Source organism: Enterococcus sp. AMC1251 (assembly GCF_058216535.1).
The window spans coordinates 1,910,641-1,923,957 of the sequence record NZ_CM177098.1 but is presented as its reverse complement, the minus strand read 5'-3'; the positions used below and the strand labels follow the sequence as shown (position 1 = coordinate 1,923,957).

Here is a 13,317-nt window from a genome sequence, read left to right as displayed (position 1 = left end):
TTTGGAGGGAAAGTATGAAAAATAGAGAAGTAGAATTTGGTTCTAAGTTGGTATTAGTTGCGACCATATTTATGATTATTGCAAGTATATTTTATCTTTTTGTACCATATGAACAAAAACTAATTTTATTTGGAGAACAGTATTTTGAATCATTTAATCAGAATTCAATCCCATATTTTGGTTTTTGGATAGGCATGTCTCTCATGGGACTGTGCATGATTGGTGTGATAATAAATTTTCAGTTTTACTCAGAGAAATTGAAAACACCTGTTTTTAAGTGGGTTAGTACCCTAGCAATTTTTGGATATGCTTTAATGGTGTTAACGTATATTTCAAGACTTTATTATATGCCGGGTGTGACTCAAGCTTATCTTGAAAGTTCAAATGCTAATGTTAAGGAGACCATTGTTGCCCTTGGAACAATGGAGTTTGATAAATTTATACTTTCTTACGGTCTTGCTTCTGTATGGTTTTTAACTGTCGGAATAATTAGTGTTAAAAATAAACTTTTCAGTAAATTGTTTCGTATTCTTTGTTTCATTACATCTATGGGGTATACTTTTGGATTGTTGGGCTATCTAATTGAAACAAGGATTTTGACAACATTGGCTTCTTTAATGGTAGTTTTGTTTCCTTTTTGGTCAATTAATCTATATTTAAACACACAAAAAAAGAGGAGAAACAAAAATGAATATGATAGAAATTGAGACAATTGAAGACATTCTTTCGTTTTCTGTTGAACAATATGGAAATGATTTTTGTATGCAGTTTAAAGAAAAAGATAGCGATGATATTATAAAAAAGACATATGTAGATCTTTTTAGAGATGCAGAAACAGTAAAAACATACTTTATTGAAAAAAAATGTGAGAACAGAAAAATTGCACTATTTGGAGAAAAATCATATGAGTGGATAGCTACTTATTTTGGAATTGTCATTAGTGGTAACACTGCAGTGCTTTTAGATAGTAATGATTCAGAGAACAATTTTTTTGAAAAGTTAAACTATGCAAAAGTTGATTTCTTGGTTAGTTTTTCTGAACATTCATTTTTGAAACAAATCGATACAACAAAATATCATTTATTAGAATATGATAACTTTAGAGAGTCAAAGAATGGAAATGGAACAAATCAATTATCTAATCAACTTTCTTCAGATTCGCTCTGTACATTTATTTTCACTTCTGGAACTACTGGTTTATTTAAGATAGTTGAATTAAGTCATAAAAATATGCTAAGTGGAATTAAACAAGTAGCTATGGCTCTTGATTGGGATAGAAAAAACGAAGCTATATTATCTGTATTACCCATATTTCATATATATTGTTTGTGCTCAGATATATTACTTGGAATTTTGTATGGTGTACCTATAAGTTTAGGGAGCTCTATACAGTGTTTTTTAGATGAATGTAAGTTTTTTGAACCAACGATTGTTAACATAGTTCCTATGTTGTTAGATTTTACATTAAGTCAATTAGAGTTAATTAACTTAAAAAGTAGCAGATTAAGAAAAAGTGAGATTGTAAAAAATATACTTGGAGAAAAAATAAAAGTTTTGAATTGTGCTGGTGCAGCGATTAATAATGCAACTAAAAAAGAGATTGAAACATATGGCCTAACTATCAAGCAAGGATACGGCATGAGTGAAACAGCTTCAGTGATAGCGACTGATGTATTTTGTTTATCTAAGAAAGGTGCTGTAGGTAAGATTCTTGATAATTTTGAATATAAAATTGTTCAAAATGAATTATGGGTCAAAGGAAATTCTGTGTCTAATGGGTACTATAATAATAATAGTGAAACATTATCAAGTAGGGAGAACGATTGGTTTAAAACAGGTGATTTGGGATATGTGGATGAAGAAAGATATTTTTATATTACTGGTAGGAAAAAATTTTTATTAGATACAAGCAGTGGTGAAAATGTTTCTCCTGAATATCTAGAAAATCAATTATTGGAGAATAGGACTGTTAAAGAAGTAATTGTTAGTATTACAAATCAAGTGATTACAGCAACGTTCTACTGTGGAAAAATTAGTCAGAATAAATATAAAACAACTAAAAAAGAACTAAAGGAAATTGTTCAAAAGATAAACAAAAAAAACCCTAGGTACATGAATATCATGAAAGTTAATCTAACAGATCAACCGTTTGATAAATTGCCATCAGGAAAAATAAATAGGAGGTAAGAAAATTATGAAGGAAAGAAAAGTTTTAAGTATTATATCTGAAACAATTGGTGTCAAAAAACTTGATAAGGAGATCAACATTTTTGATCTAGGCGTTAATTCTTTAACTTTTTCAATGATTATTCATAAAATTAATGTAGAATTTTCAACCAATTTAGATATAGGGGATTTTGTTCTGTGTGAAACAATAGGTGACATTTATTTAATTGTTGAGGAACGAACCGCTTAATTGGTAAACTTGTCAGGTGCTATTACTTTTATAATATCATGCTCAATTACTTCTATTGCATGTGATATATTTTGCGATGTAGAACAACTGTAGGCACAATAACTAGCGTCAATATTTATAGAGTCGAAGGAAATATTTTCGTAAACATTAGAATGGGGTGAAAGTTTTAGTTTGGGCTCATTATCTAAAAAATTAAAAGATAAAGATTTTAATTTTTTAGATGATAATCCTATTCCTAAGAATTTGATATAGCTTTCTTTTAAAGTCCAAATTTTATAGAAGAAAATCAGTTTTTCCTTAGCTTTTTTTTGTTTTCATAAGCGCTTAATTCTTCAGTAGAGAAATTGGAAGATAAGTGTTTCTTAGATTGCCCGAGTAATAAAAAAGTGCGAAAGTCCTTGATATCAAGGGCTTTTTCTTTTGGTCTAGTTTAAGGAAATCGTGCGTATTTTCTGTGATTGTCCTTGATTATCCCATCTTGACTACCTGTGTTGTCAGAAATTGACTATTTTTTTGAAAATGGTTAACGGCAGAAGAGAAAGAAGCAAGAAGAGAACAATTTGAAATTGCATTTATGCCAAAAAAATTAAATTATGATGAACTAATCAATAGGTAGAAACTAATATATTAATATAAGAAATTTTGGAATCGGATAACAAATTAGAATATGATTACTGTTTAGTATACGTTGCCTTAAGTTTTTCTTTTATGCTAATTATTTCAGGGATTTATGACGTAAGAATATTACTAAAATATCATGGTATAATATATTTAATGAACGAAAAAGGACTAACTTATTACGATAATAAAGAATTAGGCACGAAAAATGGATAGAGATTATTGATGTTGAATGTTTTAAACAACAAGATAACAAGGTAAAAATTCTTTATAAATATCAGATAAAATTATCTGGTGCAACAGATCACGAGTTTAATTTACGAGGAACATATTCTATAAAAGATTTTAAAGATAAAGTTGAAGAATGTTGGCTATTTTATAATAACTAAATTTTTCTGAATCTAATTTGTTGAGAAAAAAGCTTTACGGTTAATTTTTCATACAAAAAAATGCTAATTAGAGAAATAATATATTTATTAGAAAGTCTATACTTATCATTTGAAATTAAGATCACTATAAAATTGAGAGTAGGTTGGAAAATGGAAGAGGATTGGTTGATGAGGCAAGTGAAACTGGCTAGTGAAGGAGTCGCGTATATCATGAAAAAACAGTCCAGTTTGATAGATTTTGGGGAAATTCAAAAGGACAATGGAGAAACAATCTCTACGAAAGATGCTATTATGAATTATATTCAGTCCGGTGAGTTCGATAAGGCATTTTTATTGATGAATTCGTTAAAATATAAAATGTCTATTTATGATTTTGAGTACGCATCCAGATGGTTTATTAAATTATTGAAATCCATTCACGAAGAAAATTCCAGTTTGATTGAGATGAGGATGATTGACAACTATTCTAAAAGATTAGCAGAGCTTATGTAAGTAGATATTAACCTATGAAACAGGCACTAAAGACACAACTTACTGTTTATATTAATGTCGCAATTTAATAAGCAAGTAAAACATTTTGGCATCGGAAAAATAGGTTTCCACTTTGTGAAGTTGCTTTTAAAATTAAGGTTTGATAAATACTGTGCATTTCAGATACACTTTCTTTCTATACCTTATATAATAAAAGAAAAGTAACATAAAGATTGGGGAAATCTAGATGGCAATCAAGCGAGCATGGTGGAAAGAAGCAGTGGGTTACCAAATTTATCCAGCTAGTTTTATGGATACAAATAATGATGGCATTGGTGATTTAAATGGTATCCGGTCAAAATTAGATTATCTTAAAGACTTAGGAATTGGATTTATCTGGATTACACCTATTTATGAATCACCCAATGTTGATAATGGCTATGATATTAGCGATTATCAACAAATTTTAAAGACTTTTGGTACGATGGAGGAATTTGACTTATTACTAGAAGAAGCTCATGAACTTGGGATTAGAGTTATCATGGACTTAGTCATCAACCACACGTCAAATCAACATCCTTGGTTTATAGAGTCAAGATCTTCTGTAAAAGATGATTATCGTGACTACTACATTTGGGCGGACGGGTCAATAGATGGACCGCCGAATGATTGGGTTTCGATTTTTGGCGGTTCTGCGTGGGAATATGATGAAACAACACATCAGTATTACCTGCATGTTTTCGCTAAGGAACAACCTGATCTGAATTGGGAAAATCCTCGAGTAAAAAGAGACTTGTTTTCTATGATTGATTGGTGGCTAGATAAAGGAATTGATGGCTTTCGTGTAGATGCAATTTCGCATATAAAAAAAGCCCCTATACAGACGTCTTCGACAAATGATCCTTTTGAATCATTTAAAAATGTTCCTGGAATTGATGCTCACTTAAAAGAATTGCGTGATGTTTTAAAAAAACGCGATATTTTGACAGTTGGAGAGGCCAATGGTGTTAGTGCTGAGGAAGCACATCAATGGGTAGGAGAAACAGAAGGATATTTCAATATGTTGTTTGAATTTGATCACATATCTTTGTGGAATAAAGAAGAACAAGAAATGCTGGATGTAATTCATTTCAAAAAGGCACTCACGACTTGGCAAGAGGCGTTGGCTGACGGTAGGGGTTGGAATGCTCTTTATATGGAAAATCATGACATTCCTCGTTCTGTTTCGAGTTTTGGTAGTGAAGAAACGGTATTTTGGCAATCTTCTGCAAAAGCATTGGCTCTAACATTTTTCTTACTGCAAGGAACGCCTTTTATTTACCAAGGTCAAGAAATCGGGATGACTAACATGCCATTTGTTTCGATTAATGATATTGATGCAGTCGATACTAAACATTTTTATTTTGAAATGATCCACGCAGGAATAGATCCTTCGAAGGCAATGGATATGATTCGTAGAACTGCACGAGACAATTCAAGAACGCCAATGCAATGGACAGCAGAAGAATACGCTGGTTTTTCAAAAAGAAAACCTTGGATGGTGATTAATCCAAATAAGCAAGAGATCAACGTGTTAGATGAACTAGCTGATCCAAATTCGGTCTTAAACTTTTACAAAGAACTAATCCAGTTAAGAAATCAAAATGAAACATTGATTTACGGTAGCTACAAACTATACTTACCCGAACATCCTCAGCTATTTATCTATGGACGTCGTTTAGGTGATGAGCGATTTGTAATTATCATTAATTTATCCAAAGAGTTTGCATCAGCTGATTTACCAGAAAATGTTCAGATAGAAGATTGGGACTTACAATTGTGTAATTTGAACAATCATACCATTCATCAACATACAATTTTTGCCCCGTATGAAGCAAGGGTCTACAGACACAAATAAAAAATCGAGCAATTTTCGTTAGCTTAAAGAAAATTGCTCGATTTTTTTATTCATTTGATTCAAGAAAGGCGAGCATTCGCTCGATTAATTCCTCTAAGGAAATATGTTTTGCATTTTGCATCGTTATATTTATTTCATAGGAGCCTAATTTTAAGTTTGCTTCAGTCGCTTTACGCGTGATCGTGCTTAATGAAGCTAAAAACCCCTCTCTGTCTTTAAGCGCAACTGAAATGAAGTCTTGCCCCGCAATCGTAAAAATACCAATATTGGTGACATCCTTCCAAGGAATCAAGCGATCTTTTGTAGCCATTACACTAGAATAGTCATAAAAACCTTTTTTTGTCAAAATAACGATTGGTTTTCCTCTAATAAATTGCTTGATAGAGTAGAAAACAGCGAAGCCAAAGAAAATAATACCAGTAATTCCAACTAAAGGAATAACAAAAGGTGCAATGAAACCTAAAAAAATGACTTCAAGATCTCTAGACAAAATTAAAAAAACGGATGCAACACTCATAATAGTCGCTAAAATGATCATTAAAAATTGTTTGCTTTTACTTTGGTATACAACAAATTCCTCTTTCATGTTACTCTCCTCTTATTAGTAATACTATCTGTATCATAACATAAAATAGATGTAGATATAGAGTCACAGTTAAATCCAAAGAAATTTTTTTGAAAATTGCTAAATTTTCATTGCTTTTTTTTTCTAGGTGGCGTAACTTTAAAGATATAAATTTTGAAAATGAGGGATACAGTATGAGAAATTTTGAAAAATCTAATAAACTTGATGGTGTGAGTTATGATGTACGTGGTCCAGTTTTAGAAGAAGCTGATAGAATGCTTGAAGAGGGCATTCGTATTTTGAAACTTAATACTGGTAATCCTGCCCCATTTGGTTTCGATGCACCAAATGAAGTTGTACGTGATATGATTATGAACGTTCGTAATTCAGAAGGCTATTCTGATTCTAAAGGAATTTTTTCAGCACGCAAAGCAATTGAACAATATTGCCAAGTCAAAGGATTTCCTAATGTGACAATTAATGATATTTATACTGGTAATGGTGTCAGCGAACTGATTTCGATGTGTATGCAGGGGTTATTGAATAATGGGGACGAAGTTTTGGTACCAATGCCAGATTATCCGTTATGGACAGCTTCTGTTTCTTTAGCTGGCGGTAACCCGGTTCATTATATTTGTGATGAACAGGCGGAATGGTACCCAGATATTGATGATATCAAAGCCAAAGTTACAGCAAATACAAAAGCAATTGTTTTGATCAATCCTAATAATCCAACTGGAGCATTATATCCTAAGGAAATCCTAGAACAGATCGTTGAAATAGCGAGACAAAATGATTTGATTATCTTCTCTGACGAAATCTATGATCGTTTAGTAATGGATGGGCTAACTCATGTTCCAATTGCAACATTAGCGCCTGACTTGTTTGTCGTTACTTTAAACGGACTATCTAAATCACATAGAGTTGCTGGTTTCCGGTGCGGCTGGATGGTACTTAGTGGGAACAAGAAACATGTTAAAGGCTATATAGAAGGATTAAATATGTTGGCTTCGATGCGATTGTGCTCAAATGTATTATCCCAACAAATTATTCAAACAGCGTTGGGCGGTTATCAAAGTGTGGATGATTTGTTATTGCCTGGGGGAAGAATTTATGAACAGAGAGAATATATCTATAATGCAATCAATGATATTCCTGGACTTTCTGCTGTAAAACCTAAAGCTGCTTTTTATATATTTCCTAAAATTGATACAGCTCGTTTTAATATTTATGATGATGAGAAATTTGTACTTGATTTTTTACATGAGCATCATATTTTACTTGTACATGGTGGCGGATTCAACTGGACTCAACCTGACCATTTTAGAATCGTGTACTTACCGAAGATGGAAGACTTGAAATTTACGACTGGAAAAATGCGTGAATTTTTAAGTACCTATAAGCAAAAATAGCAGTTTGATTTTGAAACTAAAAAAGTGACTCAAAACTGAAAAAAGTTTTGAGTCACTCTCATTTTAAAAGCTTATCATACAAAGGTATGCTTAAAAAGCACATACTTACTCTGTAGGTTGACAATCTTTTTTACTAATTACCATACGATTTGTATATTTTTCTTCCATATCCGGACTTGGATCCGAAACAACAACCAAATAAGCATTTTCATATTCTTTTTCGACATAGCCATTATAACTACTTTTGTCCCAACTGAAGCTAATTTGTTTCTCCTGTGTCATGAGTAACACCCCTTATTTGCAATGCAAAATTATTTTAAATCGTCACTGTTTAGTGTATAGGTAATGTTCTTGCAGTATATTATGCAATAAAGTACAATAAATGCATAATGCGAATTCGCATATTTTGGTTCTTTCAAATTAACAATACATTTTTTACTGATATTAGATAATCGAAATAGGCATAGGGGTGAGGGCGTGGATTCTTTTGGAGCTGTAATTAAAGAAATTCGTAAGAATAGAAAGCTAACACAAAAAATGTTATCAGAAGATATTTGTTCGCAAAGTGTGTTGAGTCGAATAGAAAATAATGAAGAATTACCTAATGTAGTCGTAATGCAACAGATTTGCCAGCGTTTAGGTGTGACTATGGACCAAATCATGCAGTTCAAATCAGATGAAGTGCGTTTGATTACTCAAATATTTGAAAAGATAGCAGATTACTTTCGACATAAAAAATATGATAAAATAATGACATATATGAGAGATACTCAAATTGAAGAGCGACTTCATTTGGATACAGATTGGCAACGTTATTATTATTATCTAGGTAGCTGTAAATTTTACCTTTGTAGTGATTATGAACAAGCAATATTGGATTTAAAAAAAGGGTTGTCTTATACCTATCAAGCAAATAAAGTTAATTTGTCAGATTTTGAAATTCAAGTGATTAGCTGTATTGGAAGCACCTACAGTAGCATTGGTAAAATTAACGAAGCTGAAAGATATTTAAAATTAAGCATTCATTATTTTCATAAATTGCCAAATGAACGAGTGACTGCAGAATTAACAAAAATATTTTATAATTATTCCAAATTTTTGACAGACCAAAATCGTTTGGAAGAAGCGCAAATCTATATTGATCAGGGGATCGTTTGGTCAAGGCATAGAAATAGTTACTATTATTTAAGCGAGTTGTTTCAATTGAAAAGCCAATTAATGGATGTAAAAGGGGCGCAAGAGAAAGCCGATGAATATCAAGTTTTATCTGAACAAATCCGCCGAATTGAAACAATTAAAATCTAACGAAAACTAAGTAAATATTTTTTCGAAAGGTCTACACCATTCTTGACTTTAACTGATTTTAAGAGTACGTTTATAGTAGAAAATTAAAGAAAGAAGGATGAAGATGAGAACGTTTATCTTTGCTGAAAAGTTTTTTTTAAAAAGTGACGTAAAAGGACCAGGCTATTTAGAAATAACAGATGGTCTATTCGGAGATTTTTATAAAGAAATTCCTGAAAAAGATGTAAAAGTAATTAAAGAGGAAGGAAAATGGATTGCCCCTGGTTTAGTAGACACGCACATTCACGGATTTATGAATCATGATGTGATGGATAGTGATGCTGAAGGATTAAAGGTCATGTCAGAAGGGCTATTATCGTGTGGTGTTACGTCATTTTTACCCACAACTTTAACCTCAAGTAAAGAACGCTTAAAAGATGTTTCAAAAACGATTGGTGATGTCTATAAAGAAGTTCCAGGAGCAAAAATCCAAGGAATCTATTTTGAAGGTCCGTTTTTTACTGAAGAACATAAAGGCGCTCAAAATCCTAGTTATTTTAGTGACCCAGATTTAGCAACATTCAATGAATGGCAGGAAGCGTCTGGCGGTTTGATCAAAAAAATTGCATTGGCTCCAGAACGTAAAGGCGTCAAAGAATTTGTCAAAGCTGTAACTGATGAAGGAGTCGTTGTGGCTTTAGGTCATAGTGATGCAACATTAGAACAAGCAACGGATGCAGTAGAATCTGGCGCTAGTGTTTTTGTACATGCATATAATGGCATGCGTGGATTGAATCATCGGGAACCAGGAATGGTTGGTGCGTTAATGTCATTGAAACATGTCTTTTCTGAATTGATTTGTGATGGGCATCATGTTCATCCGAACGCAGCCAACATTTTAATGGAAAAAGCTGGACATGATCATGTGGCTTTGATCACTGATTGTATGATGGCTGGTGGTATGCCAGATGGTAATTATAATCTTGGTGAATTTCCAGTTGTCGTTAAAGAAGGGACAGCCCGTTTAGAGTCTGGAAACTTAGCTGGTAGTATTTTGAAATTAAAAGAAGCAATCAAAAATGTGGTTGACTGGGAAATAGCTACACCAGAACAAGCAATTATGATGGCAACTTTAGTACCAGCAGTTAGTTGTAAAATTGATGATAAATGCGGTATGATCACTAAAGGACGTGATGCTGACTTTATCGTATTGAAACCAACTATGGAATTAGAAGCAACTTATTTAGATGGGGTAGAACGTTACCGTGCTTAATTAAAGAGGTTAATATTTAAAAGAACCGCTTTTCTCTCGCCGTTTGTGTTTTGGATTTGGGCTCTTTGTCACCGAATGTTGGTGAAGAAAATCCAAAGAATTAAAGCGATTATCATGATTCCTAGAGGAACTTTCCTCTAGGTTTTTTATTTACTTGAAAAGAATAGTGCCAAAACATAAAGAAATTCTCAATTTGAAATTATAAAAATTACGAAACCCATGGACGGTGAACACAAAGGGTTTTATTTTCTTTTTGTTGTCGGTAAATAGTTATTGATAGATTTTTCTAGTTTCAGAAAGTTATAAACATTGTAGATGCCACCCTGTCGAAATTAAAAGTGACGCTAGAAAATTTTTTAGGAAGTAACGTTCCTTTAGCAGATTATCTTCAAGTAGAATATAAATAGATGAAACAACATATTGGCGATATCAGCTTTGAAGGCTATCAAAAAAATAATTTTGCAGACACAATATTTAATTACTGTCCTAGAAACGAAAAAGGTAAAGATTTAGCCACAATTTTAATGATAAATGAATAATCCTACATAAGAATTGTTTGAATATTCATTAGTTTATGGAAAAGTTGCGGAAAATAACTTAAAGAATTCTTCTTTTTACTAACGACACATGGTAAACTTTATTAAGGATCAAAGAATTTTGATAATTGAAACGAATAATTTATTTCTTTTATTGAAAAGTTGATTTAATTTAAAAATAGGAGGATGGGAAATGCTAGAAGTAAAGAATTTGGTTAAAACGTTTGGGAACTATACGGCTCTAGACGACATGTCTTTTGAAATTCCAGATGGAAAAATACTTGGGTTGATTGGTCAAAATGGTGCCGGAAAGACCACAACTTTTCGTTTGATTTTGGATTTTTTAACGCAAGATAGCGGAGTTGTACTTTGGAATGGGCATCAATTAAGTGGTAAAGATTATAACGATATCGGTTACTTGCCAGAAGAACGTGGCTTATATCCAAAAGTTTCTATTCAAGAGCAATTGATTTATTTTGCTGAGTTAAGAGGAAAGACTAAAAAAGAAATTGAACCTAAAATTGACGAATGGATGGAAAAATTCAAAGTCAAAGGTAAAAAAACAGATAAAGTAAAATCACTTTCTAAAGGAAATCAACAAAAAGTTCAACTGATTGCTACGCTAATTCATGAACCAAAATTAGTTATTTTAGATGAACCCTTTAGCGGATTAGATCCAGTCAATGCTGAACTTTTAAAAGATGGAATCATTGCATTGAAAGAAAAAGGGTCTTGTGTTATTTTCTCTAGTCACAATATGGATAATGTTGAAAAAATTTGTGATCACCTTTTAATGTTAAGAAGTGGTAAAACGGTTCTTAATGGCAAAGTTCATGAAATACGTGAAAGTTTTGGTCGCACGAAAGTGTTCTTGGAATCCCCATTAAATCCTGAAGATGTCTTAGCAATCGATGGTGTAAAATCAGCAATAAAAAGAAGTGACGGTGTCGTGGAAGTAACCCTTGATGATCCAAACGCAGGGCAAGAAATTTTTACTCGTGCAACGCAATTTGGCTATATTCCTATGTTCAATCAGCAACCACCGACTTTAGAAGAAATATTTAAGATGAAAGCAGGTGAACCAAATGAGTAAATTTTGGATTATAGCAAGTGATGTGTATAAAAAAAATGTTAAATCTATTTCTTTTCTTATTATGATTCTAGTGCCATTCATTGTTATGGGAATTATTTATATCGCGGGTTCACTAGCGGGAGGATTTTCTGAGGAGACAAAAGTTGGGCTTGTTTCAGATAATCAAGCATTAGCAGAACAATTAGCTCAGTCGAAATCAGATGACTATACATTTAAAGTAATCAAGTCACAAGAAGAGGCTGAAAAACAATTAAAAGACAAAGACTTAGATGCATTTCTTGTCTTGGAGGCTGAAACAGAACAAATTCAAGGGAAATTATATGCAGAATCTTCTTTAGGTACAACGACAGAATTAGTGATGGGTCAAATGCTTAATGGACTTCAATCGTCTGTGAATGCAAGTAAATTGAACTTAACCACAGAACAATTAGCAAGTCTAAATCAGACAGCAAATTTTGAAAAGACTAAAGTCAGTTTTGACGACAATGGAAAAATGACAACAAGTCAAGACAATACGTCGATTCAATCAGCGATATCACTTGTGATAACCATCATTCTTTGGGTTATAATCATTACGTATGCGTCAATTATTGCACAAGAAATCGCTTCTGAAAAGGGCACTCGCATTATGGAAGTTATTTTATCCAGCACCAAAGCTCAAACACATTTTTACGGAAAATTAACAGGAGTCATTTTAGTGGCTCTGACTCAAATCGTCATCTACGCTGTAACACTCGGAATTGGCTATACACAGTTAAAAAACGTAGATATGGTGAAGAGCTTTTTAGAAGGACTTTCTTCTACTAATATTTTTGGTAGTTTCTTATTTTTCACTTTAGCATTTTTTGCGCTAGGTGTGTTAGTATATTCAGTATTAGCGGCGCTTTGCGGATCTTTGGTATCAAAACCAGAAGACACTGCAAAAGCTGTTCAGCCGATTATCTATATTGCAATGATTGGATATTTTATCGGAATTTCATTGGGATCAACGGATCCACAAAATATTGTGATCAAGGTCTCTTCATATATTCCATTAATTTCATCGTTTATTATGCCGATTCGCTTAGCCAGTGAAACAGTAACAACTGCTGGAGCTACGATTTCTGTTTTAATCTTGCTTGTTTTCGGTATAGTATTGACGATGTTTTCAGCTAAACTATATAAATCAAACGTATTGGTTTATAGTGAAGGCGGCGTATTAAAATCATTGAAACAATCGATTTCTATTTTAAAAAACGAACGCAATAAAGTAGCTAAATAAAAAAGGAAAAGGGTGTGAAACAAAAGTAAAATCACTTTTGTTTCACACCCTAAATACGAATAAATGGTTGAAGCAGAAGCAACCACTACACATTGTTTCGAT

14 protein-coding genes are annotated in these 13,317 nt (G+C 32.6%); 11 read left to right on the top strand and 3 right to left on the bottom strand.

Annotated features, from left to right (window positions below; genetic code table 11):
• The first annotated feature begins 14 nt into the window (after window positions 1-14).
• The 3 genes from AC4BBR_RS09025 to AC4BBR_RS09015 are packed head-to-tail and all read left to right on the top strand — an operon-like array spanning window position 15 to window position 2,416.
• On the top strand, window positions 15-707 hold the full coding sequence (locus tag AC4BBR_RS09025; protein ID WP_490459248.1) for a hypothetical protein: 693 nt from the start codon (window positions 15-17) through the stop codon (window positions 705-707).
• Window positions 688-2,187 carry an AMP-binding protein gene (locus AC4BBR_RS09020; protein ID WP_490459247.1) on the top strand — a complete coding sequence of 500 codons (1,500 nt, stop codon included), beginning with the start codon at window positions 688-690 and terminating at the stop codon, window positions 2,185-2,187. The genes AC4BBR_RS09025 and AC4BBR_RS09020 overlap by 20 nt, the downstream gene beginning before the upstream one ends.
• Before the next feature lie 7 nt (window positions 2,188-2,194).
• Window positions 2,195-2,416 (top strand): acyl carrier protein, encoded by a 222-nt coding sequence (locus AC4BBR_RS09015; protein WP_490459246.1) that lies wholly within the window; start codon window positions 2,195-2,197, stop codon window positions 2,414-2,416.
• On the opposite strand, the gene AC4BBR_RS09010 is transcribed toward AC4BBR_RS09015, so the two are convergent.
• Window positions 2,413-2,706: a 4'-phosphopantetheinyl transferase superfamily protein gene (locus tag AC4BBR_RS09010; RefSeq protein ID WP_490462096.1), complete on the bottom strand. Its 294-nt coding sequence runs from the start codon at window positions 2,704-2,706 to the stop codon at window positions 2,413-2,415. The genes AC4BBR_RS09015 and AC4BBR_RS09010 overlap by 4 nt on opposite strands.
• 867 nt (window positions 2,707-3,573) lie before the next feature.
• Between AC4BBR_RS09010 and AC4BBR_RS09005 the strand changes: the two genes are divergently transcribed.
• Entirely contained in the window at window positions 3,574-3,915 is a 342-nt protein-coding gene (locus tag AC4BBR_RS09005) for a hypothetical protein (protein WP_490459245.1), read from the top strand.
• Between the two features lie 226 nt (window positions 3,916-4,141).
• Complete coding sequence (locus AC4BBR_RS09000; protein WP_490459244.1) at window positions 4,142-5,791, top strand: glycoside hydrolase family 13 protein; 1,650 nt, start codon at window positions 4,142-4,144, stop codon at window positions 5,789-5,791.
• A 46-nt stretch (window positions 5,792-5,837) separates the two neighbouring features.
• Here AC4BBR_RS09000 and AC4BBR_RS08995 read toward each other — a convergent pair whose 3' ends face one another.
• On the bottom strand, window positions 5,838-6,377 hold the full coding sequence (locus AC4BBR_RS08995) for an STM3941 family protein (RefSeq protein WP_490459243.1): 540 nt from the start codon (window positions 6,375-6,377) through the stop codon (window positions 5,838-5,840).
• Between the two features lie 173 nt (window positions 6,378-6,550).
• Between AC4BBR_RS08995 and AC4BBR_RS08990 the strand changes: the two genes are divergently transcribed.
• Window positions 6,551-7,768, top strand: coding sequence for a pyridoxal phosphate-dependent aminotransferase (locus AC4BBR_RS08990; RefSeq protein ID WP_490459242.1), 1,218 nt, complete (start codon window positions 6,551-6,553; stop codon window positions 7,766-7,768).
• Between the two features lie 105 nt (window positions 7,769-7,873).
• On the opposite strand, the gene AC4BBR_RS08985 is transcribed toward AC4BBR_RS08990, so the two are convergent.
• Window positions 7,874-8,050 (bottom strand): hypothetical protein, encoded by a 177-nt coding sequence (locus tag AC4BBR_RS08985; protein WP_490459241.1) that lies wholly within the window; start codon window positions 8,048-8,050, stop codon window positions 7,874-7,876.
• A gap of 195 nt (window positions 8,051-8,245) precedes the next feature.
• On the opposite strand from AC4BBR_RS08985, the gene AC4BBR_RS08980 reads away from it, so the two are divergent.
• The 5 genes from AC4BBR_RS08980 (at window position 8,246) to AC4BBR_RS08960 (ending at window position 13,215) form a co-directional block, all read left to right on the top strand.
• Window positions 8,246-9,073: a helix-turn-helix domain-containing protein gene (locus tag AC4BBR_RS08980; protein ID WP_490459240.1), complete on the top strand. Its 828-nt coding sequence runs from the start codon at window positions 8,246-8,248 to the stop codon at window positions 9,071-9,073.
• A gap of 103 nt (window positions 9,074-9,176) precedes the next feature.
• Complete coding sequence (gene nagA / locus AC4BBR_RS08975; RefSeq protein WP_490459239.1) at window positions 9,177-10,325, top strand: N-acetylglucosamine-6-phosphate deacetylase; 1,149 nt, start codon at window positions 9,177-9,179, stop codon at window positions 10,323-10,325.
• A gap of 407 nt (window positions 10,326-10,732) precedes the next feature.
• A complete protein-coding gene (locus tag AC4BBR_RS08970; protein ID WP_490459238.1) occupies window positions 10,733-10,864 on the top strand; it encodes a hypothetical protein in 132 nt (43 codons plus the stop codon).
• 190 nt (window positions 10,865-11,054) lie between these two features.
• The gene (locus tag AC4BBR_RS08965) at window positions 11,055-11,954 is read left to right on the top strand and encodes an ABC transporter ATP-binding protein (protein ID WP_490459237.1); all 900 of its coding nucleotides are present in this window, start codon (window positions 11,055-11,057) and stop codon (window positions 11,952-11,954) included.
• Window positions 11,947-13,215 carry an ABC transporter permease gene (locus AC4BBR_RS08960; RefSeq protein WP_490459236.1) on the top strand — a complete coding sequence of 423 codons (1,269 nt, stop codon included), beginning with the start codon at window positions 11,947-11,949 and terminating at the stop codon, window positions 13,213-13,215. Before AC4BBR_RS08965 ends, AC4BBR_RS08960 begins: the two co-directional genes overlap by 8 nt.
• Window positions 13,216-13,317 lie beyond the last annotated feature (102 nt).